This is a genomic window from Streptomyces sp. NPDC014861 (assembly GCF_043081625.1).
In the GTDB taxonomy this organism is placed as follows: domain Bacteria; phylum Actinomycetota; class Actinomycetes; order Streptomycetales; family Streptomycetaceae; genus Streptomyces.
Genome location: NZ_JBIBWV010000017.1, coordinates 16230 through 35974, shown reverse-complemented (window position 1 = coordinate 35974; position 19745 = coordinate 16230). Strand labels below are relative to the sequence as shown.

Below are 19745 nucleotides of genomic sequence, written 5' to 3'. Positions count from 1 at the left end.
CCGCCGGGCGCCCCGCCGCCCGGGAGCCCGGGGTGGACCCGTGACCTGTGGAGAACGCGCCCGAAGATCCCCGGAGGGAAGAGTTCTCCACAGCCTCGGGCGGTCGGCCCGGTCGCGGTGCCCGGGCGGATAGGCTTTTCGGGTGGCCCTCATCGACGCTTCTTCCGACTCCTCCGCCCCGAGCCCCGACGGATCCCCCGACGGATCCTCCGACGCCCTGGAGGTGCTCCACCGCGTCTTCGGCTACAGCTCCTTCCGGGGCGAGCAGCAGGAGATCATCGACCACGTCGTGGCCGGCGGCGACGCCCTCGTGCTCATGCCGACCGGCGGCGGCAAGTCGCTCTGCTACCAGATCCCCGCGCTGGTGCGGTCCGGTACGGGCGTCGTGATCTCCCCCCTGATCGCGCTCATGCAGGACCAGGTGGACGCGCTCAACGCCCTGGGCGTCCGGGCGGGCTTCCTGAACTCGACCCAGGACCCGTACGAGCGGCAGACCGTCGAGCAGGCCTTCCTCGCCGGGGAGCTCGACCTCCTGTACCTGGCCCCCGAGCGGCTGCGCACGGAGGCCGCCCAGCGGCTGCTCGACCGGGGCACGGTCTCCGTCTTCGCGATCGACGAGGCGCACTGTGTCTCCCAGTGGGGCCACGACTTCCGGCCCGACTACCTGGGCCTCTCCCTCCTCCACGAGCGCTGGCCCAAGGTGCCGCGGATCGCGCTGACCGCCACCGCCACCGAGGCCACGCACGGGGAGATCGCCACCAGGCTCGGCCTGGAGGAGGCCCGCCACTTCGTCGCGAGCTTCGACCGGCCCAACATCCAGTACCGGATCGTCTCCAAGAACAACCCGACCCGGCAGCTCCTCGACCTCATCCGCGCCGAGCACGCGGGCGACGCCGGAGTCGTCTACTGCCTGTCGCGGTCGTCCGTGGAGAAGACCGCCGCCTTCCTCGCCGAGCACGGCGTCGACGCGATCCCGTACCACGCGGGCATGGACGCCGCCTCCCGCGCCGCGAACCAGGCACGGTTCCTGCGCGAGGACGGCGTCGTGGTCGTCGCGACGATCGCCTTCGGCATGGGCATCGACAAGCCCGACGTCCGCTTCGTCGCCCACCTCGACCTGCCGAAGTCCGTCGAGGGCTACTACCAGGAGACCGGCCGCGCCGGACGCGACGGCGAGCCCGCCACCGCCTGGCTCGCCTACGGTCTCCAGGACGTCGTCCAGCAGCGCAAGATGATCGACGGCTCCGAGGGCGACGAGAACCACCGGCGCGGCCTCGCCGCCCACCTCGACGCCATGCTCGCCCTGTGCGAGACCGTCGAGTGCCGGCGCGTCCGCCTGCTCGCCTACTTCGGCCAGGAGTCCGGGCCGTGCGGGAACTGCGACGCCTGCCTGACCCCCGCCGAGTCCTGGGACGGCACCGTCGCCGCGCAGAAGTTGCTCTCCACCGTGTGGCGACTGGCCCGCGAGCGGCGCCAGAAGTTCGGCGCCGGCCAGATCATCGACATCCTCCAGGGCAAGAAGACCGCCAAGGTCATCCAGTTCGACCACGACGGCCTCTCCGTCTTCGGCATCGGCGCCGACCTGGGAACGGCCGAGTGGCGGGGAGTCGTCCGCCAGCTCCTCGCTCTCGGGCTGCTCGCCGTGGAGGGCGACTACGGCACCCTCGTCCTCACCGAGGCCAGCGGCGAGGTCCTCGGCGGCCGGCGCCAGGTCCCGATGCGCAAGGAGGCGGCGAAGGCCACGGCGCCGCGCAAGGAGAGCGGCGGCCGGTCCGGGAAGTCCCGCGTCCCGGTCGACCTGCCCGCCGCCGCCCTGCCCGTCTTCGAGGCGCTGCGCACCTGGCGCGCGGCGACCGCGCGTGAGCAGGGCGTGCCCGCGTACGTCGTCTTCCACGACGCGACGCTCCGCGAGATCGCGACGACGCTCCCCACGAGCGTCGCCGAGCTCGGTACGGTCGGCGGCGTCGGCGAGGCCAAGCTCGCCAAGTACGGGGAGGGCCTCCTGGAAGCCCTCGCCGGGTTCGCGTCCGAGGACGGCGCGAGCGCCACGGCCCCGGCGGAGGGCGCCGCCCCGGCGGGCGACGCGGCCCCGGCCGAAGCGCCGGCCGCCGCCCCCGCCCAGGCCCCGGCCCGTCCGGTGACGCGGGCGCCCGAGCGGCGGGCGGCCCGCCCGGCCGGCGGCGCACCCGCCCCGGCCGCGCGGAAGGCTGCCCCCGCCGCCCCGGCGGCGGCACCCGAGGACGAGCCGCTCTTCTTCGGGGAGGACGAGGCCGAGCCGTCCTGGGACGACTGGGAGTGACACGCCCGGGCCCGGCCGGAGTCCTCCGGCCGGGCCCGACCCTCACGGCGCCGCGGGTTCGACGGGTTCCCGGGCGGCGGTCGCCTTCTCCCCGGTCGTGGCCGGCCGGTCTCGCCGGCCGAGGCCGCGGATGGCCGGGACGCAGAGCATCGCGCCCAGCAGCAGGAAGGACATCGCGGAGGAGAACAGCAGCACCCGGTCCGCGCCGAAGGACTCCGCCACGGGCCCGGCGAGGGCCCGGCCCAGCGGGATCACCATGATCGAGCCGGCGATGTCGTACGCGGAGACCCGGCTCAGCACGGCCAGCGGGATGTGGGACTGCACGCTCGTCGCCCACATCACGCCCCAGAAGGCGAAGCCGCAGCCGGCCACCATGCCCGTGATCGCCGTGAGCCAGAAGTTCCAGCCGAGGGCCGGCGCCAGCGGGTTGAGGGCGAAGAAGAACATCGCGCACACCCCCGCGACCAGCGGCCGCCGCGGCCGGACCCGCATCCCCAGCAGACCGCCGATGATCGTGCCGAGGCCGTCGGCCGAGGCGATCCAGCCGTAACCGGTGGCACCGTGCTGCTCGGTAAGGAGCGCCGCGCCCAGCGGGAGCGACGGGCCGAAGACGAAGAGGCCGTACACCGCCCACAGCGAGATCACGCCCCACAACCAGGACCGCGAGCGGAACTCGTGCCAGCCGGTGGCGAGCCGCCGCCACATCGGCGCGTCGCCCTCGTCGCTCTCGTCCCGGGCGGAGGCGAGCTTCCGCAGCGGCAGCAGACCGCCCGCGCTGACCGCGTACGCCACCGCGATCACCACGAAGGAACCGGCCCGGTCCCAGTACGCGACCAGGAACCCGGCGAGACCGGGGCCGATGAGGGTGCTCATCGACTCGGAGATCCGCAGCAGCGCGTTGGCCCGCTGGATGTCGTCCGCGACGCGCGGCACGATGCTCGCCAGGCCCGGCTGGAACATGGCGGTCGCCGCGCCGCTCACCGCCATCAGGGCCATGATCTGCCAGAGCCGTACCCCGCCCCCGGCGAACAGGCCGGCCATGACGAGCATCGCCACCACCCGGACCGCGTCCGCGCCCACCATCATGACCTGCGGGCTGAACCGGTCGGCGAGCACTCCGCCGAAGAGGATGAGCAGCACGATCGGCGCCATCCAGGCGGCGAGCGCGTAGCCCACACCGGTGGCCCCGAACCCGGCGCCGAGGACCGACGTGGTGACGGAGACCATCAGCATGCCGTCGGCGAGCAGCGAGGCGCTGCGTGCGGTGAAGAAGAGCCGGAAGAGCCGGGACCGCCACGGGCTGGGCAGCGGGGACGGGTCCGCCGCGGCGGTGTCTTCGGTGGTCATGTGGCATCCCGGCCCCGGCCGGTTCCTTCCCTGAGAATCCGCTGCGCCGCGGCGGGCTGCCGCGGCGGGCCCTCGACGAACACGTACCGGTGCGGAGCCAGCACCCCCGGTCGCCCCGGGAGCACCGCCATCACCGCCGCGTGCACCTGATCCGGTGTCAGGTCGAGGTCCGTCCCGCTCCGTCCGCCGGTCCCGATGCAGGCGGCCAGCCGCGCCCCGTCCGGGTCGCCCCCGGCGTCCGCCTCCACCACGACCTCGACGTCCCACCCTCCCGAGGGAGCCCCGCCGAACGAGCCGGGCGGCGAGCCGGACGGGGCACCGGAGAGCGATCCGTCCAGGGCCTCGGACAGCAGGGCGGACAGCGCGTCGGACACGGCGTCGGCGACGGCGGCGGGGGAGACCCAGCAGCCGTCCACCCGCACCCACTCGGGCCCGCGCGCCACCGGCCGCACCCCCGTCACCCCGGTCAGCGGACCGGGCGTGTCGAGCGGCAGGTCGCCCTCGGCGACGGCCTCCAGGAGCAGCACCAGGCCGGTGACCAGCTCCTCGGCCGCCGCCCTGGGGAAGAGCGCGGGATCGGCCCAGGTGGCGAGGCGGAGCTCCGGCTCCGTCTCGTACACGAAGGTCAGCAGCCTGGTCGGCAGCGACTGCCCCTCGCCCCAGACGAGTTCGAGCTCCGGCGCGGCTCCCTCGGGGGCCGCCGCGGCGGCGAGGGTGCTGGGCAGGGCGCTGATGTCGTTGAAGACCGCGTCGCGCGCGAACTGGCTGCCGCGTTCGGTCGTGACCCGGCCGATCAGCTCCCACAGGTCGAGCGCGTCGAAGCGGCTGAGCCGGTACGCGTTCATCGCCGCGCCCCACGCCTTCGTGAGCAGGGCGTCGAAGGACGGCGCGCGGACGTCGAGGTCGAGCAGGGCGTCCTGGGAGAGGGTGCTGACCGAGCGGGCGAGCTTCGGCAGGAAGCGGTTCGAGGTGGGTACGGCGGCGACGCAGACGGACTGGCCGGCCCGGTGGGCGGCGAGCACGCACCAGGCGGTGAGCAGCACCGTGCCGGGGAGCGCGCCGGTGCGCCGGGCGGCGGCGGCCAGGGCGCGGGCGCCGCGCGCCGAGCGGAGGGTGAGGCCCGGGGTCTCGGTCTCGGTGCCGCCGGCGTGATCCTCGGCGAACATCGCCTGCGGACCGGTGCGCAGGATGCGCTCCCAGTGGGCCAGGGAGGCGGCCGACTTGCGCCGTCCCGCCGGGCTCAGTTCCTCGGCGGCGAGGTCCAGCGGGGTGAGCGAGGTGACCGGCGGCAGTTCCTCGCCGGTCAGCAGCGCGAGCCATTCGTCGCGCAGGACCCCGAGGGCGCTGCCGTCGGTGACGGCGTGGCTGGCGGCGAGGGCCACCCGGACGGGCCGGCCCGCGCGGGCGAGGATCCGCAGCCGCAGCGGGAAGTCGAGGTCGAGGCGGAAGCGGGTGTCCCGGGCCGCGCGGGCCACCGCCTCCGCGTACGCGTCGGGGTCCTCGGGGAGTACGTCGTGGTCGAGGACGGTGACGGTGAACGAGCCCGCGGCGGCGACGACCTGCTCGGTGGGGACGGCGCCGCTGCCGGCCTCGTACGGGAAGGTGGTGCGCAGGGCCTCGTGGCGCACCGCGAGCGCCGCGAGGGCGTCGAGCGCCCGGTCCATGCCGGTGCCGTCGGGGACCGGCCACACGTCGTGGATGTTGATGGTGTCGGGCTCGTCCCGCAGGATGCAGCGGATCATGTTGGCCTGGCCCATGGTGACGGGGCCCCGCCGGGAGCCGCCGCCCGCGTAGCGGACGGTGAGGGTGCGGGAGCCGGTGACGCCTTCCGGGGCGTGCGCGGTCGTCACGGAGCCACGGCCGGTGCGGGCGCGGTGCGGTTCCTCGGGGGGCGAGGCGGGTGGTTCACGGCGGTGCCTTTCGCGTGCGCGGTCAGGGAGCCCCAGGCGTCGACGAGCAGGGCGAAGTCCGCCATGTCGTCGCGGGCCTCGGCGAGGAGCCGGCCGCGCCGCTCGGCGAAGAGCTCGGCGGCGGCGGCGTACCGGCCACCGAGGGAGCGGTATCGGCGGTCCAGGACGTCGAGCCGGGCGGCGTTGCCGGCCGGGTCGATCCGGGTGCTCTCGCGGGCCAGGGCGGCGACTGCGGCGGGCCGCGGCCGCCCGGCGGGGTCGAGGAGGGCGTCGCCGGCCGAGGCGAGGCCCGCGTACACCGCGTCGAGGTGGGCGACGGCGAGCAGGTACTTGGCGAAGCGGAGCTGGTAGGCGAGGAATCCGGCGTCCGAACGGCGTTCCTCGGTGTGGTAGTTGACGATATGTCGGTTGTGCAGGACCCCGGGCAGCCTGGCCTTCTGCACGAGGTGGAGCAGGAAGTAGTCGGTGCCGATGGTGTCGGTGGCGGGCGGCAGCGGGACCCGGCCGTACACCTCGCTGCCGAGGGCGACGTTGCACATGTCGACGCGGGTCGGAGCGACCAGGGTGAGGGTGGTGAGGTCGGTGGCGAAGGGGGTGTCGCCGGCGCCCCGGAACGCCTCGTCGATCAGGTTCCGGCGCCAGATCTCCGGGTATCCGGCGGGCACCGACAGGCCGACGACCTCGTGGTACGCCTCCGGGTCGAGGGCGCGGAGCTCGGCGACGTCCACGGACAGCTCGCCGATGAAGGACGCGCCGGCGAGGACGACGGTCCGGTCCGCGCAGCCGGGGTCGAGGCGGCTGCGGGTGACCTCGCCGGCCACGTCCGCCGCCCGCCGTCCGAGCGCGGTGAGCTCGTGGTGGATCGGGAAGACCGGTGCCCCGTCGCTGAGCTGGTAGCGGCTGTCGGAGTCGCGCCGGTGCACCGACGCGCAGCCCAGTGCCTCGGCGATGAGGAAGGCGCGGTTGGTGCAGGCGCCGTACGACACCGCGTCCGGGAGCATCAGGTCGAGCAGCCGGTCCGCGCCGGCGGGCCCGGCCGCCGCCAGGACCTCCTCCAGGAAGGCGCGCTGCCGGTCCTCGTCGAGGTGGTGGACGACGACACCGGGTGCCGGCGGCAGGGCGGCCACCGCGGCCCGGTGGGCGGCGAGGTCGGCCGGTGCCGAGGAGTCCAGGATCAGCAGGTGCACCTCGACGCCGAACTCCCGCGCGCCGTAGGCGGCTTCCTCGGCGACGGCGGCGATCGTCCCCGTGCAGGCGCGGTGGGTGGGCAGGGTCAGGCAGACGCGGCGCACGCGGTCTCCCCGGTCGGCGCGGCGGCCGGTTCCGCCGCCCCGTCGGCGGGCTCGTGCCAGGAGGTGAGCCCCAGCAGCCTGGCTCCCAGCTCGCTCAGTTCGGCGGTCGGGTAGCGCTTGGACTCGTGCAGCACGGGGTCGCCGACGAGGGTGCGGTTCCAGCGCGGGGTGCGCAGGTGGCGCCAGGACTCGACGCGGGAGCGGCGCAGCTTCGCGTGCTCCTCCAGGGCCGGCATCATCGACAGGTACTGCACCGCGCGGACGCCGTCCGCGGAGGCGTTGCGGGCCACTCCGTGGGCGAGGAGGCCGTTCCAGATCAGCAGGTCGCCGGGGTGCAGGTCGGGGCGGACGACCGGGAACTCGGCGCGGTCCAGGTCGGGGCGGATCGGGTCGCGGCCCTCGGGCTGTGCGAGCTTCCACTCCTCGAAGCGGCGGAAGAGCTCCGGGTCGCACTGGAAGCCGCCGGTCTCGGGGGTGGTGTCGTTGAGCGCGATGATGCCCTGCACGCGCTGCGGCGGCACGCCGAGGGTGGTGTCGATGTCCCAGTGCAGCTCGATGTCGAAGCCCCGGTCGGTGGGTTCGATGAGGGCGCGGTCGCGGTTGCGGACGTTGGGCGGGTTGAGGTTGAGCCGGTCGAGGGTGACCCACAGCTCCTCGCAGTCCCAGACGTCGACGAAGGCGTCGTAGACCCGCTGGGCCTGGCGGCTGTCCCAGAGCAGCTGGTGGTGGTAGGCCTCGACGAAGCCGTAGATGTGCAGCTGCTGGTCCAGCTCCGAGCGGAAGGGCCGGTCCTCGTACCAGCTGTCCGGCCGGTCGGGGTCGAGGCCCTGGAAGTCCCAGGCGAAGTCGAGGAGCCGACGGGCGGACGCCGCCGGGATCGCCTCGCGGACGATGACGTAGCCGTACGTCTGCCAGTGCGCGAAGTCCTCCTCGGAGAGCACCCGCAGCGGCCGGGTCTTCCGCAGCTCGCGCAGGGTCGTCGCGGCCAGGTAGGACTCGCCGTCGTCGCTGAAGTACGGCCGCTCGGTCGCCGCCCGGTGCAGGTGGGGGGCGCGCGGGCGGCGCGGGGCGGCAGGGGCGGATGGCGTGGTCAAGGGTCCCTCCAGCGGGGGTCGGGCGGCGTGCGGGCCCGGGGGAGCGGGGGCACGGCGGGACGGGGCGCGGACCTGGCGACGGTGGAGGGACCGCAGAGGACGAGGGAAAGAATTGGTGTAGACCAGCGCCGGTGTCAAGTGACCCGACGGTATGCCCCGCGTGTCGGCCAATGGCCCGAAATCACGCCTTCGGGCGGCCAGTTGGTCCGGGATCTTTGGTCTAGACAACCATCGCGCGGCTGGCCTACTGTCCGAGTGCGCAGAGCCGGAGCCGACCCGACCCCTCGGCCCCGGCACGACCGCTGCGCCCCGGTCGACGGCGACCGCGAGCAGGGCCGCGCCCACCGCCCGCGCCCGGCCGGCACGGCGACGGACGGCCCGCGCGACCGAGAACGCCGCCGACCGACCGCCCACGCCGAGAGGGAACGGTTCCATGAGCACAACCAGCGCCACGACCCCGCCCGCCATCGGCCTGAGGAGCCCCGGCCCGGGCCTGATCACGCTGGACCCGGTGCACACCGCCCTGCTGCGCGGCCTCGACGGACTCCTCACCGGCCTCGCCGCCCGGCTCTCCGCCCCCGAGGTGACCGGCCCGCCGCTGCTCGCCGCCGAAGGCCTCGCCCGCCTCGACTACTTCCGCAACTTCCCCCATCTCGGCGTCTCCGCCGGCCGGTTCACCCCCGACGCCTACGACGGCCTCGCCGCCGGCATGGCCCCCGGCGGCCGCCCCCTCGAACCCACCGGCTACCTCCTGCCCTCCGCCACCTGCTACGGCCTGCTGCTCTCCCTGGAGGGCACCGACGTCGGCGACGACGGCCTGCGGATCTCCGCCGCCGGCCGCTGCTTCCGCAACGAGACCCACTACGACGGACTGCGCCGCCTCTGGGGCTTCCACATGCGCGAGGTCGTCTACCTCGGCACCAAGGACGGCGCCGTCGAACACCTGGAGCGCGGCGGTGAGTTCATCCAGGAGACCGCCGCCCTCCTCGGCCTCGACCTGACGCGCGCCACCGCCGACGACCCCTTCTACGACAAGGGCGGCTCCCGCGCCCGGCTGATGGCCCTCGACCCCGTCAAGCACGAGTACAGCGCCCCCGACGGCACCGCCATCGCCTCGGTCAACCGCCACCGCAACTTCTTCGGCGAGCGCCTGGACATCCGCGCCGGCACCCACGGCCCCGCCTACAGCGCCTGCGTCGCCTTCGGCGTCGAGCGCTGGATCCACGCCCTGCTCCTCGCCCACGGCAGCCCCGAGCGGGCCCTCGACCGCCTTCACGAGGCCCTCGCCGCCTCCACCGCCTGACCGCACCGCACCGACAGGAGAACCACCCCGATGGAACGCGTCGCCGCCTGGATCCACGAGAAGAACCCCGGCCTGGACGGACCCGTCGACGTCGACGAGGACCTCATCGAGGCCCGGCTCATCGACTCCATGGACTTCCTGGAGTTCATCGACCTCCTGGAGGACATCTCCGGCACGTCGATCGACCTCCAGGAGGTCACCATCGACGACTTCCGCACCCTCGCCCGCGTCCGGGAGCGCTTCCTCACCCCCACCGGGTGACCCCCGCCCCCTTCGCGGTCCTCGCCACCACCCGGGAGGTCCTGGACCTCCCCGGCCTCGGGCCGCACCTGCTCGCCCCCTGGGAGCTGCGCCGCCTCGACGCGATCCGCGTCCCCGCCCGCCGCGACGACGTCCTGGCGGCCCGCCTCCTGCTCCGGCTCTGCGCCGCCCGGCTCACCGGGCTGCCCCCGGACGCGACCGGGCTCGCCCAGCGCTGCCCCGAGTGCGGCCGGCCCGGTCACGGCCGCCCGTACCTGGCCGGACACCCGGGGCTCGGCGTCAGCCTGAGCCACGCGGACGGCCTGGTGACCGCGGCGGCCGGCCCCGGCGGCATCGGCGTCGACGTCGAACCGGCCGGCCGCCGGCCCGGGCCCCTCCCCGTCCTCCGCCGCCTGCTGCCCGAGGCTGAGCTGCGGGAGGCGGCGGCGCACGCCGACCCGGGCCCCGCGCTCCTGCGCGCCTGGGTTCGTACGGAGGCTCGCTTCAAGGCGGGACCACCGGAGCCGGAGGCCGTACACCACCTCATGGAGTGGACGGACCACCGGCGGGCGGCCGTCGCGGCGCTGGCGTGGACCGCGACACCCAGCGACGCCACCGCGCCGGCCGGGACGCCGGTCCTCCTCGCGCCGTCGGCGCTGCTCGGAGGGCCGGTGTCCGGCCGGGGCTGATCAGGCGCCGACGTACCGCGCCAGGTGCTCTCCCGTGAGGGTCGAGCGGGCGGCGACGAGGTCGGCCGGGGTCCCCTCGAAGACGATCTGGCCGCCGTCGTGACCGGCGCCGGGACCGAGGTCCACGATCCAGTCGGCGTGCGCCATCACCGCCTGGTGGTGCTCGACCACGATCACCGACTTCCCGGAGTCCACCAGCCGGTCGAGCAGCCCGAGGAGCTGCTCCACGTCGGCGAGGTGGAGGCCGGTGGTCGGCTCGTCGAGGATGTAGATCCCGCCCTTGTCGCCCATGTGGGTGGCGAGCTTCAGCCGCTGCCGCTCGCCGCCGGAGAGGGTGGTGAGCGGCTGCCCCAGGGTGAGGTAGCCGAGGCCGACGTCCACCAGCCGTTCCAGGATCCGGTGCGCCGCCGGCGTCCGCGCCTCGCCCTCGCCGAAGTACTTCTCCGCCTCGGACACCGGCATCGCCAGCACCTCGCTGATGTCCCGCCCGCCGAGCTTGTACTCCAGGACCGCGGCCTGGAACCGCCGTCCCTCGCACTCCTCGCAGGTGGTGGCCACGCCCGCCATCATCGCCAGATCGGTGTACGTGACGCCGGCGCCGTTGCAGTTCGGGCAGGCGCCTTCCGAATTGGCGCTGAACAGCGCCGGCTTGACGCCGTTGGCCTTGGCGAAGGCCTTCCGGATCGGGTCGAGCACACCCGTGTACGTCGCCGGGTTGCTGCGCCGCGAGCCGCGGATCGGGCTCTGGTCGACCGAGACCACCCCGGCGTCGGCCGGGATCGAGCCGTGCACCAGGGAGCTCTTGCCGGATCCGGCCACGCCGGTGACCACCGCCAGGACGCCGAGCGGCAGGTCGACGTCCACCTTCCGCAGGTTGTTGGCGGTCGCGCCGCGGATCGGCAGGACCCCGGTGGCCGTCCGCACCCCGTCCTTCACCGAGGCCCGGTCGTCCAGGTGCCGGCCGGTGACCGTGCCGCTGCCCCGCAGCGCCTCCAGACTGCCCTCGAAGCAGACCGTGCCGCCGCCGCTGCCGGCGCCGGGACCGAGGTCCACCACGTGGTCCGCGATCGCGATCGTCTCCGGCTTGTGCTCCACGACGAGGACGGTGTTGCCCTTGTCCCGCAGCCGCAGCAGGAGTTCGTTCATCCGCTGGATGTCGTGCGGGTGCAGGCCGGCCGTCGGCTCGTCGAAGACGTACGTGACGTCGGTGAGCGACGAGCCGAGGTGCCGGATCATCTTGACCCGCTGCGCCTCGCCGCCCGACAGGGTGCCCGCCGGACGGTCCAGGGCCAGATAGCCGAGGCCGATCTCCACGAAGGAGTCCAGGGTCTGGCGCAGCGATTCGAGCAGCGGCGCCACCGACGGGTCCGTCAGCTCCCCGACCCACGCGGCCAGGTCGCTGATCTGCATCGCGCAGGCGTCGGCGATGCTCACGCCCTTGATCTTCGAGGAGCGGGCCCCCTCGTTCAGCCGGGTGCCGTCGCACTCCGGGCAGACCTGGGTGGTGGTGGCCCGCTCCACGAAGGCCCGGATGTGCGGCTGGAGGGACTCGACGTCCTTGGCCAGGAAGGACTTCTTGAGCTTGGGGATCAGGCCCTCGTACGTGACGTTGATGCCCTCGACCTTGATCCGGGTGGCGGGCTTGTGGAGGAAGGCCTCCAGCTCCTTCTTGGTGTACTTCCGGATCGGCTTGGCCGGGTCGAGGAAGCCGGAGAGGCGGAAGATCCGGCCGTACCAGCTGTCCGCCGTGTAGCCCGGGATGGTCAGCGCGCCCTCGTCGAGCGACTTGGTGTCGTCGTACAGCTGCGCCAGGTCGATGTCCGAGACCCGGCCCCGGCCCTCGCAGGTGGGACACATGCCGCCGGTGATGGAGAAGCTCGCCTTCTCCTTCACGGTCCGTCCGCCGCGCTCGACGGTGATGGCCCCGGCGCCGCTCACCGAGGGCACGTTGAAGGAGAAGGCGCGCGAGGAGCCGATGTGCGGGGTGCCGAGCCGGCTGAAGAGGATGCGCAGCATCGCGTTGGCGTCGGTGGCGGTGCCGACGGTGGAGCGCGGGTCGGCGCCCATCCGCTGCTGGTCCACGATGATCGCCGTGGTCAGCCCGTCGAGCACGTCGACGTCCGGCCGGGCGAGCGTCGGCATGAAGCCCTGGACGAAGGCGCTGTACGTCTCGTTGATCAGCCGCTGCGACTCGGCGGCGATCGTGTCGAAGACCAGCGAGCTCTTGCCGGAGCCGGACACCCCGGTGAAGACGGTCAGCCGCCGCTTGGGGATCTCGACGCTGACGTCCTTGAGGTTGTTCTCACGCGCGCCGAGCACACGGATCAGTTCGTGGCTGTCGGCGAGGTGCGCGGCAGACGCCGTGGCGCCCTTCCGCTTGGCCGTGCTCAAAGGATTCTCCCTCGTCAGGGCGGGCCGGTACGCGACCCGGGTACGCCACCCGCGCACGCGACCCGGGCATGCGACCCACCTTAGGTGCCGCCACCGACAGTCGCCCCCGAGTTGATAGGCAAGTGGCGGCTTGCCTATCGTGGCGGCATGGAGGAGGATCTGTTCAAGGCGCTGGCCGACCCGACGCGCCGGGTGATCCTCGACGAGCTGACCGAACGCAACGGACAGTCGCTCTTCGAGATATGCGCCCGGCTCGCGACCCGGCACGGCCTCGCCCTCACCCGCCAGGCGGTCAGCCAGCACCTCGCCGTGCTGGAGGCGGCCCGTCTGGTCACGGCCCGTCGTGAGGGCCGCTACAAGTTCCACGACCTCGACCCCCGACCCCTGGAGCACATCGTCACGCGATGGCTCACCCCCGCACCCCCGGAGGACACCCCGTGAGGATCAACCTGACCAGCGTCTTCGTCGACGACCAGGAGACGGCGCTCCGCTTCTACACCGACGTCCTCGGCTTCGTGCCCAAGCACGACGTGCCGCTCGGCGAGGACCGCTGGATCACCGTGGTCTCCCCCGAGGCCCCCGAAGGCACCGAACTCCTCCTGGAGCCCTCCGGCCACCCCGCCGTCCGCCCCTACAAGGAGGCCCTGGTCGCCGACGGCATCCCGGCCGCCTCCTTCGCCGTCGACGACGTCCACGCCGAGCACACCCGCCTGACCGCCCTCGGCGTCCGCTTCACCCAGCCCCCCGTGGAGATGGGCCCCGTCACCACCGCCGTCCTCGACGACACCTGCGGCAACCTCATCCAGATCGCCCAGTACGCGTGACGCGGCCCCGGGGGGCGCGGAGCGTCAGTCGCTCACCGCGAGGCGTACCGCGAACGCGCCGATCACCGTGCCCGTGACCCGGTCCAGGACCCGCCGGGCCCGGGCGCCGCGCAGCCACGTGCCCAGCGCGGTCGCGGAGGCGATGAGGACCGTCGACCAGACCATGCCGAGGACCACGTGGACGGAGGTCAGTGCGAGGCCCATCGCGAAGTGCGGGGCCTCGGCCGGGATGAACTGCGGCAGGACGGCGACGTAGAAGACGCCGACCTTGGGATTGAGGAGGTTCGTCAGCGTGCCCTGCCGCCAGCCGCCGGAGAGCGTGTCCGCCCCGCCGACCTCCACCTCCGCGCCCGCTCCGGTGCCCTCGCGCCGGAAGGTCGCGGCGATCATGCGCCCCGCCATCCACAGCAGGTAGGCGGCGCCGGCCCACCGGAGGATCTCGTACGCGAGGTGCGAGGCGGTCAGCAGCGCCGTCACGCCCAGCGAGGTCAGCGCGCCCCAGATCAGGGTGCCGGTCTGGATGCCGAGGACGACGCCCCAGGCCCGGGTGCGGCGGCCGAGCGCGGCCGTGCGCAGGACGAGGGCCGTGTCGAGGCCCGGAGTGAGGGTGAGGAGTCCCACGACGAGAGCGAAGGACCACAGTGCGGTGCTCGATGCCATGGAAGAGCACCGTACCCCAGCGGCCCCGGGCGCCGACCGGGCTCCGTCCTCCCCACCCGTCGGCCGGCCACCCGCCACCTCCGCGCCGCCCGCCACCTCCGCGCCGTCCGCCCTCTCCGCGCTTCCCGCCTGCCGTCCGCCGCCTGCCGTCCGCCGCCCACCGCCCGGTCCACCGCTCACCGTCAGCCGCCCGGTTCACCGCCCACCGCCCACCGCCCACCGCCCACCGCCCACCGCCCGGTCCACCGTCCACCGTCCGCAGCCTGCCGTCCGCGCCCCGTTCGTAGGCTGACCGCATGAGAGAACTGTTCCTGACGGACCGCCAGGCGTATCTGCGGTGGATCGACCTCCCGGGTGACGGGCCCGTGCGCGTCTTCCTCCACGGGCTCGGCTGCACCGCCGCCTCCGATTTCGCGCACATCGCCGCGCACCCGGCGCTGGGCGGCGGGCGCGCGCTCCTCGTCGACCTGCTCGGGTACGGACTGAGCGACCGGCCCGCCGACTTCGACTACCGGCCCGAGGGGCAGGCCGCCGCCGTGGCCGCGCTGCTCGACCACCTCGACCTGACCGGCGTCCAGCTCGTCGGCCACTCCATGGGCGGCGCCGTCGCCCTCCACCTGGCCGCGGCGCGGCCCGGACGGATCGCCCGGCTGGTCGTCGCCGAGCCCAACCTGTACGCGGGCGGGGGCGCGTTCAGCAGGCCGGTGGCGCGACAGTCGGAGGAGGAGTTCGTCCGCAGCGGGTTCGCGCGGATGCTCGCCCTCGCGGACCGGGCCGACTACGCGGCGCGGCTGCGGCTCGCCGACCCGAGGGCCGTGCACCGCAGCGCGGTCGCGCTCGTCGAGGGCGGCGACCCCGAGCCCGGCGACGTCCTGGCCGGGCTCACGATGCCCCGGGCGTTCCTGGTGGGGGAGAAGAGCCTGCCGGACGCCGCCGCGGCGCGGGCCGCGGCCATGGGCGTGCCGGTCCTGGAGGTCCCGGGCGCGGGCCACAACATGATGCTCGACAACCCGGACGGCTTCGCCACGGCTCTCGCCGAGGCCCTGACGCCGCCCCCGGCGCCTTCGCGGTAGACCGTTTCCGGCCGCTCGACCCCCGGGGCTCCGCGCACAGGTCTTGCGCGGGGCCCCCGGTGCTCTCTACGCTCGGCGCGCCGATAGTTAGGAACGTTTCCTAACGAGCAATGGCCGTGAAGAGAACTGAAGAGAAAGGGAGTTGCCATGCGCCGACGAAGCGTCATCCCGCTCGGACTCGCCGCTCTGCTGGCCCTGCCCCTCACGCTCGTGCCCGAGACCCGCGCCGAGGCCGCCGACGGCCTCGTCTCCGCCGGCAAGACCGCCACCTCCTCCTCCGTGGAGGGCTCCGGTTTCGCGCCCGCCCTCGCCGTGGACGGCAGCACCGGCACCCGCTGGGCCAGCCTGGAGGGCGTCGACCCCCAGTGGATCAGGATCGACCTCGGAGCGAACCACACCCTCTCCCGGGTGAAGCTCGACTGGGAGGCCGCGTACGCGAAGACGTACCGGATCCAGACCTCGGCCGACGGCTCGAACTGGACCGACGTGTACGCCACGACGGCCGGTGACGGCGCCGTCGACGACCTCACCGTCTCCGGCAGCGGCCGGTACGTCCGCATGTACGGCACCGGGCGGGGCACCCCGTACGGCTACTCCCTCTGGGAGTTCCAGGTCTACGGCTCGCCCACCGGCGGAGGCGGCGGCACCGGCCCGGCCGTCCCCTTCGGCAGTCACCTCAAGCCCTACGCCGCCGGCATGCTCAAGCCCTCCGGCGGCCAGGCCGCGCTCGACCAGAAGGTCGTCGACTACTACAACCGCTGGAAGTCCTCCTTCGTCCGGCAGAACTGCGGCAACGGCTGGTACCAGGTCATCTCGCCCGACGCCGACCACCCGTACGTCGCCGAGGCGCAGGGCTACGGCATGGTCGTCACCGCGACCATGGCGGGCGCCGACCCCGACGCGAAGAAGATCTTCGACGGTCTGGTCAAGTGGAAGCTCGACCACCCCTCGTCCATCAACCCCGACCTCCTCGCCGCCGAGCAGGACGTCAACTGCCGCAGCGTGAACGGCGGGGACGGCGCCACCGACGGCGACATGGACGTCGCCTACGGCCTGCTCCTCGCCGACAAGCAGTGGGGCAGCGGCGGCACGTACGACTACAAGGCGCTCGCCCTCAAGCACATCGCGGCCATCAAGAAGGACGAGCTGAACCCCACCACCAAGCTGCTCAAGCTCGGTGACTGGAGCAGCGCGGGCGACCAGTACTACTACATCTCCCGGACCTCGGACTGGATGGTCGACCACTTCCGCGCCTTCAGGGCCGCCACGGGCGACACGAGCTGGGACGCGGTCCGCACCGCCCACCAGACGCAGATCGCCGCCCTCCAGTCCGGCTACGCCCCGGGCACCGGTCTCCTCCCCGACTTCGTCGTGGACACCAACACCAGCCCCAAGCCGGCCCCGAACCAGGTCCTGGAGGACCCCAACGACGGCCAGTACTGGTGGAACGCCTGCCGCACCCCGTGGCGCATCGCCGATGACGCCGTGACCAGCGGCGACGCCAAGTCCCTCGCCGCCGCCCGCAAGATGAACACCTGGATCAAGGGCAAGACCGGCGGCGACCCGAACAAGATCGCCATGGGGTACAAGCTCAACGGCACCCAGATCTCCGCCGGCAGCGAGGCCGCCTTCTTCGCCCCCTTCGCCGTGGCCGCCATGACGGACTCCGGCAGCCAGGCGTGGCTCGACGCCCTGTGGAACAAGATGCTCGCCACCCCGATCGACACCGGCAGCTACTTCTCCGCCAGCATCCAGCTCCAGGTGATGATCACGGTCTCCGGCAACCACTGGGTCCCGTAGTACCCGCCGGGCCGCCCCGGTCACTTCCGGGGCGGCACCAGCCCCTCGCAGAGCCTTGGGTCGGTCGTCGACGCCCGTCCGCCGGAGTTCCGGTCATGATCACCTGATCGGGTGAGCGGGCCGCCGGAGCGGCCCGCCCATGGTCCATCCTGGCCCGGTACGCGCCCGGCACGGGCGCCGCCGCACCCCTTCCTCCAGGAGCCGGACCGCATGACGCACCGCACCGACCAGGACGAACGCCCCGACGAGAAGGCCTTGTTGCTCGCCGCCGGCCTCGCCGACCTCGTGGTGGAGACGATCGGCGGAGCCGCCGGGTCCCTCCGCTCCCTCCTCAACCGCTCCGACTCCGGTGACCTCGCCCGGGACGCCGCCGCGGACCTCCGCGCCAGGGGCCGGCTCGCCCTCGACCGCCTCGCCCCCGACACCGACGGCGCCGGCGGCCTCGCCCACATGGAGGTCCTGGCACGCGAGGCCGTCGCCCGCAGGGCCGCCGCGGCGACCCCCGATGAGTGACGACCGGACGCCGGAGGCGTTCAAGGACCGCACCGACACCGTCCTCGCCGGCTTCCTCGACGCCGAGGCCGCCGAACTCCTCGCCGTCGACGACGCCCTCGCCCCGCTCGCCGAGGCCCTCCGTACCACCGCCCGGCACGGCAAGCGGCTCCGCGCCGCCTTCTGCTACTGGGGCTGGCGCGCCGCAAGGCAGCCCGACAGCGACGCCCTGGTGCGCGCCGCCGCCGCGATGGAACTCGTCCACGCCGCCGCCGTCGTCCACGACGACCTCATCGACGACAGCCCCCTCCGGCACGGCCGCCCCACCGCCCACCGCGCCTTCGCGGCGCTGCCGGGCCCCCGCCACCGGCCCCGCGCGGCGGCCCGCGGGCTCGCCCTGCTCCTCGGCGACCACCTGATGGCCCTCGCGGGCCGCCTCTACACCGAGTCCGGGCTGCCCGCCGCGTACCTCTCCCGTGGCCGGCCCCTCTGGGCCGCCCTCGCCCGCGAACTCGTCGCCGGGGAAGCCCTGGAGATCCTGCACACCGGCGGCCTCCCGGACACCGGGACCTCGCTCAAGGTGATCCGCTACAAGACGGCCAAGTACACCGTGGAACACCCCCTCCTCCTCGGCGCCCTCCTCGCCGGCGCCCCCACCGCGCTCCGCGAGGGACTCTCCCGCTACGGACTGCCGCTCGGCGAGGCCTTCCAGCTCCGCGACGACCTGCTCGGCCTCTTCGGCGACCCGGCCCGCACCGGAAAGGCGCCCCTCGACGACCTCCGCACCGGCCGCCCCACCGTGCTCCTCGCCGAGACCTGGCACGCCGCCGACCCCGCCCGGCGCGAGCTGCTGCGCCGGACGCTCGCCGGGGACGGACCGGCCGGCGAGGACGCGTTGCGGGAGGTGCGCGCCCTGATGGACGAGCTCGGCGCGCCCGCCCGCGTCGAGCGGATGATCGCGGGCCGCGTCGAGGAGGCCGTCCGCTCCCTCGACGAGCTCGACCTGCCCGCCGCCGCTCACGGCGCCCTCACGGACCTGGCCCACCGCGCCGCCGTCCGTCACCACTGACCCGACCCTGGAGCGCACCCGTGACCACCACCCCGTACACCGAGGTGTCCCTCGACGTCCTGCGGAACAGCGGCGACGAGCTCGCCGACGCGGTCGTCGCCACCCTCTTCGAGCGCGGCGAGGTCGGCCTCTTCAACTCCCTCATGCGCTACGTCTCCGTCTCGGGGCAGGAGCTCCCCGCCGGGCTGCCCGACGTCGCCCGCGAGTACCTGGAGACCACCGCCGCCCCGCCCTCCTGGGTGGACTGGAACGAGATGGAGAAGGCCCGGCTCTTCTTCACCGACAACAACGTCCACATCAACACCGCCCTCTCCTTCGCCGCCATGCCCGCCTGCTACGTCGTCCCGCGCGTGGCCCGCCTGCTCTCCGCCACCCACGGCCTGCACTACCCGAGCAAGCGGATGGCCGAGACCGGCCAGTTCACCGTCTACCTCATGCGGCCCGACGCCTTCGAGGCCGGCGGCCGGTTCGTCCCGGCCGCCCAGAAGGTCCGCCTGCTGCACGCCTCCATCCGCCACCACCTGATCCGCTCCGACCGCTGGGACACCGCCGCCGACGGCGTGCCCATCTGCCAGGAGGACATGATCGGCGGGCAGATGTTCTTCTCGATGCTCGTCCTCGACAGCCTCCACCGGCTCGGCGTCCACATGTCCACCGAGGGCGCCGAGGCGTACTACTACGCCTGGCGGGTGGTCGGCGCGATCCTCGGCGTCGACCAGACCGCCGTACCCAAGACCCTCGACGAGGCCCGCCGCTACCTCGACCTCTACCTGCTGCGCCACATGGGCCCCTCCGAGGAGGGCGTCCTGCTGACCCGGCAGCTGATCGACCTGTACGAGGAGGTCGTCCCCGGCACCTTGTTCGACCCCGTGGTCTCCGCCCTGATCCGCCACCTCGTCGGCGACACCTGCGGCGACTGGCTCGACGTGCCCCGCAGCCGCTGGGACACGGCGGTCAAGGCGCTGCCCGCGCTGCTGGGTGTCCTGGAGTCGGTGGAGGACGCCTCGCCGTTCGCCGCCTGGGCGCTCGACCGGCTCGGCCACCTCACCTCGGCCTTCGAGCTGTCCACGCTCACCCGGGGCCGTGTGATGCACTACGCCATCCCGGAGCACCTCAGGAAGGAGTACGGCGTCGACGCCGGTGTCGCCCGCCACCGCCGCTGGGCCCCGCCTCCCGCCACGGTCTGACGCCCACCCGGCCGCCTCTCCTCGCAGACCGCGCCGAACTGGCCGAAAATGGTCTCATCGGTGAAGGCGAGGTGC

17 protein-coding genes are annotated in these 19745 nt (G+C 73.8%); 11 read left to right on the top strand and 6 right to left on the bottom strand.

Annotated features, from left to right (window positions below):
• The first annotated feature begins 151 nt into the window (after window positions 1-151).
• Complete coding sequence (gene recQ / locus ACF1BN_RS27235) at window positions 152-2299, top strand: DNA helicase RecQ (RefSeq protein ID WP_392334313.1); 2148 nt, start codon at window positions 152-154, stop codon at window positions 2297-2299.
• Window positions 2300-2341: 42 nt separating this feature from the next.
• Here recQ and ACF1BN_RS27230 read toward each other — a convergent pair whose 3' ends face one another.
• Genes ACF1BN_RS27230 through ACF1BN_RS27215 form a run of 4 tightly spaced genes read right to left on the bottom strand, consistent with a single transcriptional unit; the run spans window position 2342 to window position 7942 of the window.
• On the bottom strand, window positions 2342-3646 hold the full coding sequence (locus ACF1BN_RS27230) for an MFS transporter (protein WP_392334227.1): 1305 nt from the start codon (window positions 3644-3646) through the stop codon (window positions 2342-2344).
• On the bottom strand, window positions 3643-5496 hold the full coding sequence (locus ACF1BN_RS27225) for a condensation domain-containing protein (protein WP_392334226.1): 1854 nt from the start codon (window positions 5494-5496) through the stop codon (window positions 3643-3645). Before ACF1BN_RS27225 ends, ACF1BN_RS27230 begins: the two co-directional genes overlap by 4 nt.
• Complete coding sequence (locus tag ACF1BN_RS27220) at window positions 5493-6848, bottom strand: DUF6271 family protein (RefSeq protein ID WP_392334225.1); 1356 nt, start codon at window positions 6846-6848, stop codon at window positions 5493-5495. The genes ACF1BN_RS27225 and ACF1BN_RS27220 overlap by 4 nt, the downstream gene beginning before the upstream one ends.
• Window positions 6830-7942 (bottom strand): phytanoyl-CoA dioxygenase family protein, encoded by a 1113-nt coding sequence (locus ACF1BN_RS27215; RefSeq protein WP_392334224.1) that lies wholly within the window; start codon window positions 7940-7942, stop codon window positions 6830-6832. Before ACF1BN_RS27215 ends, ACF1BN_RS27220 begins: the two co-directional genes overlap by 19 nt.
• A gap of 433 nt (window positions 7943-8375) precedes the next feature.
• Here ACF1BN_RS27215 and ACF1BN_RS27210 point away from each other — a divergent pair, with 433 nt between their 5' ends.
• Genes ACF1BN_RS27210 through ACF1BN_RS27200 form a run of 3 tightly spaced genes read left to right on the top strand, consistent with a single transcriptional unit; the run spans window position 8376 to window position 10174 of the window.
• On the top strand, window positions 8376-9245 hold the full coding sequence (locus ACF1BN_RS27210) for a hypothetical protein (protein WP_392334223.1): 870 nt from the start codon (window positions 8376-8378) through the stop codon (window positions 9243-9245).
• Window positions 9246-9275: 30 nt separating this feature from the next.
• Window positions 9276-9506, top strand: a complete 231-nt coding sequence (locus tag ACF1BN_RS27205) for an acyl carrier protein (RefSeq protein ID WP_392334222.1) — start codon at window positions 9276-9278, stop codon at window positions 9504-9506.
• The gene (locus tag ACF1BN_RS27200) at window positions 9503-10174 is read left to right on the top strand and encodes a 4'-phosphopantetheinyl transferase family protein (protein ID WP_392334221.1); all 672 of its coding nucleotides are present in this window, start codon (window positions 9503-9505) and stop codon (window positions 10172-10174) included. The genes ACF1BN_RS27205 and ACF1BN_RS27200 overlap by 4 nt, the downstream gene beginning before the upstream one ends.
• On the opposite strand, the gene ACF1BN_RS27195 is transcribed toward ACF1BN_RS27200, so the two are convergent.
• Complete coding sequence (locus ACF1BN_RS27195) at window positions 10175-12565, bottom strand: ATP-binding cassette domain-containing protein (protein WP_392334220.1); 2391 nt, start codon at window positions 12563-12565, stop codon at window positions 10175-10177. It lies immediately after the preceding gene.
• A 147-nt stretch (window positions 12566-12712) separates the two neighbouring features.
• On the opposite strand from ACF1BN_RS27195, the gene ACF1BN_RS27190 reads away from it, so the two are divergent.
• Window positions 12713-13006 (top strand): ArsR/SmtB family transcription factor, encoded by a 294-nt coding sequence (locus ACF1BN_RS27190; RefSeq protein ID WP_392334219.1) that lies wholly within the window; start codon window positions 12713-12715, stop codon window positions 13004-13006.
• Window positions 13003-13389, top strand: a complete 387-nt coding sequence (locus ACF1BN_RS27185; RefSeq protein WP_392334218.1) for a VOC family protein — start codon at window positions 13003-13005, stop codon at window positions 13387-13389. The genes ACF1BN_RS27190 and ACF1BN_RS27185 overlap by 4 nt, the downstream gene beginning before the upstream one ends.
• A 24-nt stretch (window positions 13390-13413) precedes the next feature.
• Here ACF1BN_RS27185 and ACF1BN_RS27180 read toward each other — a convergent pair whose 3' ends face one another.
• Window positions 13414-14049, bottom strand: a complete 636-nt coding sequence (locus ACF1BN_RS27180) for a LysE family translocator (protein WP_392334217.1) — start codon at window positions 14047-14049, stop codon at window positions 13414-13416.
• 296 nt (window positions 14050-14345) lie between these two features.
• On the opposite strand from ACF1BN_RS27180, the gene ACF1BN_RS27175 reads away from it, so the two are divergent.
• The 5 genes from ACF1BN_RS27175 (at window position 14346) to ACF1BN_RS27155 (ending at window position 19670) form a co-directional block, all read left to right on the top strand.
• Window positions 14346-15122, top strand: a complete 777-nt coding sequence (locus ACF1BN_RS27175) for an alpha/beta fold hydrolase (protein ID WP_392334216.1) — start codon at window positions 14346-14348, stop codon at window positions 15120-15122.
• A gap of 147 nt (window positions 15123-15269) precedes the next feature.
• Window positions 15270-16922 carry a glycosyl hydrolase family 8 gene (locus tag ACF1BN_RS27170; RefSeq protein ID WP_392334215.1) on the top strand — a complete coding sequence of 551 codons (1653 nt, stop codon included), beginning with the start codon at window positions 15270-15272 and terminating at the stop codon, window positions 16920-16922.
• A 210-nt stretch (window positions 16923-17132) separates the two neighbouring features.
• A complete protein-coding gene (locus ACF1BN_RS27165; protein ID WP_392334214.1) occupies window positions 17133-17435 on the top strand; it encodes a polyprenyl synthetase in 303 nt (100 codons plus the stop codon).
• Window positions 17428-18483, top strand: coding sequence for a polyprenyl synthetase family protein (locus ACF1BN_RS27160; protein WP_392334213.1), 1056 nt, complete (start codon window positions 17428-17430; stop codon window positions 18481-18483). Before ACF1BN_RS27165 ends, ACF1BN_RS27160 begins: the two co-directional genes overlap by 8 nt.
• Window positions 18484-18503: 20 nt before the next feature.
• Window positions 18504-19670: an oxygenase MpaB family protein gene (locus ACF1BN_RS27155; protein WP_392334212.1), complete on the top strand. Its 1167-nt coding sequence runs from the start codon at window positions 18504-18506 to the stop codon at window positions 19668-19670.
• Window positions 19671-19745: the final 75 nt, after the last annotated feature.

Bases quoted from the DNA above. Each gene is read 5' to 3' on its own strand.
- ACF1BN_RS27230 (WP_392334227.1), bottom strand. From the start codon at position 3,646: ATGACCACCGAAGACACCGCCGCGGCGGACCCGTCCCCGCTGCCCAGC.
- ACF1BN_RS27210 (WP_392334223.1), top strand. From the start codon at position 8,376: ATGAGCACAACCAGCGCCACGACCCCGCCCGCCATCGGCCTGAGGAGC.
- ACF1BN_RS27205 (WP_392334222.1), top strand. From the start codon at position 9,276: ATGGAACGCGTCGCCGCCTGGATCCACGAGAAGAACCCCGGCCTGGAC.
- ACF1BN_RS27190 (WP_392334219.1), top strand. From the start codon at position 12,713: ATGGAGGAGGATCTGTTCAAGGCGCTGGCCGACCCGACGCGCCGGGTG.
- ACF1BN_RS27180 (WP_392334217.1), bottom strand. From the start codon at position 14,049: ATGGCATCGAGCACCGCACTGTGGTCCTTCGCTCTCGTCGTGGGACTC.
- ACF1BN_RS27175 (WP_392334216.1), top strand. From the start codon at position 14,346: ATGAGAGAACTGTTCCTGACGGACCGCCAGGCGTATCTGCGGTGGATC.
- ACF1BN_RS27170 (WP_392334215.1), top strand. From the start codon at position 15,270: ATGCGCCGACGAAGCGTCATCCCGCTCGGACTCGCCGCTCTGCTGGCC.
- ACF1BN_RS27165 (WP_392334214.1), top strand. From the start codon at position 17,133: ATGACGCACCGCACCGACCAGGACGAACGCCCCGACGAGAAGGCCTTG.
- ACF1BN_RS27160 (WP_392334213.1), top strand. From the start codon at position 17,428: ATGAGTGACGACCGGACGCCGGAGGCGTTCAAGGACCGCACCGACACC.